The sequence below is a fragment of the uncultured Actinomyces sp. genome, assembly GCF_963526355.1.
GTDB lineage: Bacteria > Actinomycetota > Actinomycetes > Actinomycetales > Actinomycetaceae > Actinomyces.
The window spans coordinates 1-3,427 of the sequence record NZ_CAUROW010000154.1 but is presented as its reverse complement, the minus strand read 5'-3'; the positions used below and the strand labels follow the sequence as shown (position 1 = coordinate 3,427).

Sequence of the window (3,427 nt, the reverse complement as noted above, 5' to 3'; positions counted from 1 at the left end):
TGCCGATCATGTTGATGGCGGCGGTCACGGCCCGCTTGGCGGTCAGGACGCCGATTCCGCAGGCCACACTGACCAGGGCGACGACGATGAACACGATGGCCTCGCCAAGTCCCATGCGACCGTCGCCGTTCATGGCGGCGGGGGCAGCGGCTAAGGCTCCGGACAGCAGGACGTTCATCGCACGACCCCCTTCACGATCTGCTTGGCGCCCCATCTGGAGGCGGTGGAGACGGCCTTGGCGCGAGCGCCGGCCAGGCTGGGGTCGTCGGGCCGGTGGGCGCGAACCCAGTCGATCTGGGCCTGGGTGGAGCCGCTGACCCGACCGCGGTAGTAGTCGCCGTCCTCGGTGCCCTCGACCATGGGGTGAGGGGCGGCGACGGCGCCGTCGGGCACGGGCGCCAGGAGGTCCTCCTTCTCGTAGATGAGGCCCTCGCGTCCGGGGCCGACGAGCTCATCGAAGTCGGTGGACATGGTCAGGGCCCGGGTGGGGCAGGCCTCGATGCACATGCCGCAGAAGATGCAGCGCAGGTAGTTGATCTGGTAGACGCGCCCGTAGCGCTCACCGGGCGAGTACTGGGCACCGGGTTCGTTGGAGGCGGCCTCGACGTAGATCGCGTCGGCGGGGCAGGCCCAGGCGCACAGCTCGCAGCCGATGCACTTCTCCAGGCCGTCGTCGTAGCGGTTGAGCCGATGACGGCCGTGGTAGCGGGGCATCACCTGGGCGGGCTCGAAGGGGTACTGCTCGGTGACCACCGGGCGGAACATCGAGGAGATGGTGACCCCGTAGCCCGCCACGGGCGCGAAGGCCCGGGCCAGGGCGGAGGGGGCGTCGCGCAGCCAGTCGTCGTGCTGGGAGCCCCGGGAGCGGTTGGGGCGGCGATCAGTCATCTTTTCCCTCCTGGGGTGCCTCAGCGGCCTCGTCGGTGGCCTTGTCTGCGGCCTTGTCTGCGGCCTTGTCACTGGCCGTTCCGGCCGTGGAGCCAAGGGTGAAGGTGGGCAGGGCGGTGGCGGTGTCCGTGCTGACCCGGATCGGAGTGGTCTTGCCAGTACCCGCTGAGTCGGGGGACCCGACGGAGTCGGCGGCCTCAGTCGCGTCGTCGTCCTCGCGCTCGACATCGTCCAGAAGGCCGACGGCGGTCGCCGAACCGGCCTCAGGACCATCAGAGTCTGCGGCAAGGGCGGCACGGCGGGCGCGCGGCGAGGGCGGCAGGGACTGGCCCGGCAGCGGAGGGACGGGGAAGCCCTCGAGGAAGGCGACGTGGTCGTCGTCGGCACCCATGATCTCAACGTCATCATCTGCGTCGTCATACTCGTCGTAGTGCTCCTCCTCGTCCTCCTTGTCGGGGATGAGGAAGACGACGAGCATCGCCAAGCAGAAGAAGCCCACCAGCGGCAGTATCAGGGCCTGCGGGGAGAGGCCGGAGAAGGTGCGGAAGGCGCGTACCACCGCCACCAGCACGAACCAGACCAGGGAGACCGGGATGAGGACCTTCCAGCCCAGCTTCATGAAGTGGTCGTAGCGGATGCGCACCAGGGTGCCTCGGGTCCAGATCATGAAGAACATGACCGCCCAGACCTTGCCGACGAACCACAGCATCGGCCACCAGCCGGAGTTGGCGCCCTCCCAGAACAGGCTGAGGATCGTGGAGCGCCAGCCGCCCAGGAACAAGGTGACGCACACGGCCGAGACGTTGAACATGTTGATGTACTCGGCCAGGAAGTACCAGGCGAACTTCATCGAGGAGTACTCGACCATGTGGCCGGCGACGAGCTCACCCTCGGCCTCTGGAAGGTCGAAGGGAAGACGGTTGACCTCACCGACCATGGAGATGACGTAGATGACGAAGCTGGGCAGCATCGCCACGGCCCACCAGATCCGCTGCTGGGCACTGACGATCCCGGAGGTGGACATGGTCCCCGAGGCCAGGAAGACCGTGAGGATGGACAGGCTCATGCTCAGCTCGTAGGAGATGACCTGAGCGGCACTGCGCACGGCGCCGAAGAGCGGGTAGGTGGAGTGGGTGGACCAGCCGCCCAGGATGATGCCGTAGACGCCGAAGGCGGTGATGGCCAGGATGTAGAGGACCGCCACCGGGAAGTCGGTCAGCTGCAGGGGCGTGGAGTGACCGAAGATGCTCACCTGCGGCCCGAAGGGGATGACCGCGTAGACCATGAAGGCGCTGAAGGCGGCGATGAGCGGGGCCAGGAGGTAGATGATCTTCTCTGCCCCCTTGAGCCAGAAGTCCTCCTTCATAATGAGCTTGCCGGCGTCGGCGACCGCTTGGAGCAGTCCGAGCGGCCCGTTGACGTTGGGACCCAGGCGGGTCTGCATACGGCCCAGACCGCGCCGCTCCACCCACAGGGCCATGATGACGCTGATGATGAGGAAGGCGACGATGAAGACGGCCTTGATGAGGGTCAGCCACCAGGTCTCGGCGGAGAAGTCGGCGACCACGCCGCCACGGGAGACGACGTCGTCAACGGCGGCCTGAGCCGCGTGGATCGGGTTCACCTCAGTACCTCCGCTGCATGGTTCAGGGTGACCCGGGAGCCGTGACCGGCACCCAGGGTCTGGTGGACGGTGGATCCGGCCGAGCACTCGGGCAGCCACACGGTTCCGTCGCTGACGCCGCCGACGACGGCCGGCAGGGTGATCGATCCGGTGGTGGTCGACACGGTCACCTCCTCACCGCCGCTCAGCGACAGGCGCCGGGCGAGATCGGTGCCCACCCGGGCGATGGGACGCAGGGCGGTGGCGGCCAGGAAGGGTTCTCCGTCCTGGAGGCGCCCGGCGTCGAGCATGGGCTTGTGGGTGGTCAGGCGCGCCTCCACATCGCCGACGACGATCGACGCCTCGGCTGCGGTCATCGGGGTATGGCCGAAGGCCACCGGCATGCGCCGTCCGCGCCACAGACCCAGGGCGGCGAGCTGCTCATGCAAAGCAGCCAGGTCGTTGACCTGGAGGTCGACGCCCATCTCATCGGCGAGCATCCCCAGGACCTGGCGGTCGGTGCGGGCCCGCGAGACGTGGGCCTGACCGAAGGGGCGCACGCGTCCCTCCCAGTTGACGAAGGTGCCGTTCTTCTCCACGGCCGGGGCCACGGGCAGGACGACGTCTGCGTGCTCGCTGACCTCGCTGCGGCGCACCTCGAGCTGGACGGTGAAGCCGCTGGCGGCCAGAGCGGCGCGGGCCAGGCCCGGGTCGGGGAAGTCACGCAGGTCGATGCCGCCGACGACGGCGCCGCCCAGGGTCCCGTCCAGGAGGGCGGAGAGGATCCCGGTGGTGTCTCGGCCCAGCGACGTGGGCAGGAAGTGCTCGGGACCCATCTGCCAGGCCCGCTCGACCTGGGCGCGGGCCTCCGGGTCGGCCACGGGGCGACCGCCGGGAAGAAGCCCGGGCAGCAGGCCCGCCTCGATGCCTCCGCGC

The 3,427-nt window shown here is 69.0% G+C and carries 3 protein-coding genes; all 3 read right to left on the bottom strand.

All coding sequences use genetic code 11. The features are described 5' to 3' along the window. Positions 1-174 precede the first annotated feature (174 nt). Positions 175-888 carry an NADH-quinone oxidoreductase subunit NuoI gene (nuoI, locus tag RWR81_RS13030; RefSeq protein WP_314458145.1) on the bottom strand — a complete coding sequence of 238 codons (714 nt, stop codon included), beginning with the start codon at positions 886-888 and terminating at the stop codon, positions 175-177. Then, positions 881-2,512, bottom strand: coding sequence for an NADH-quinone oxidoreductase subunit NuoH (gene nuoH, locus RWR81_RS13025; protein WP_314458144.1), 1,632 nt, complete (start codon positions 2,510-2,512; stop codon positions 881-883). The genes nuoI and nuoH overlap by 8 nt, the downstream gene beginning before the upstream one ends. Beyond that, positions 2,509-3,427, bottom strand: a 919-nt coding sequence (locus tag RWR81_RS13020; protein ID WP_314458143.1) for a molybdopterin-dependent oxidoreductase, incomplete at its 5' end; no start/stop codon positions are given. The genes RWR81_RS13020 and nuoH, both read right to left, overlap by 4 nt.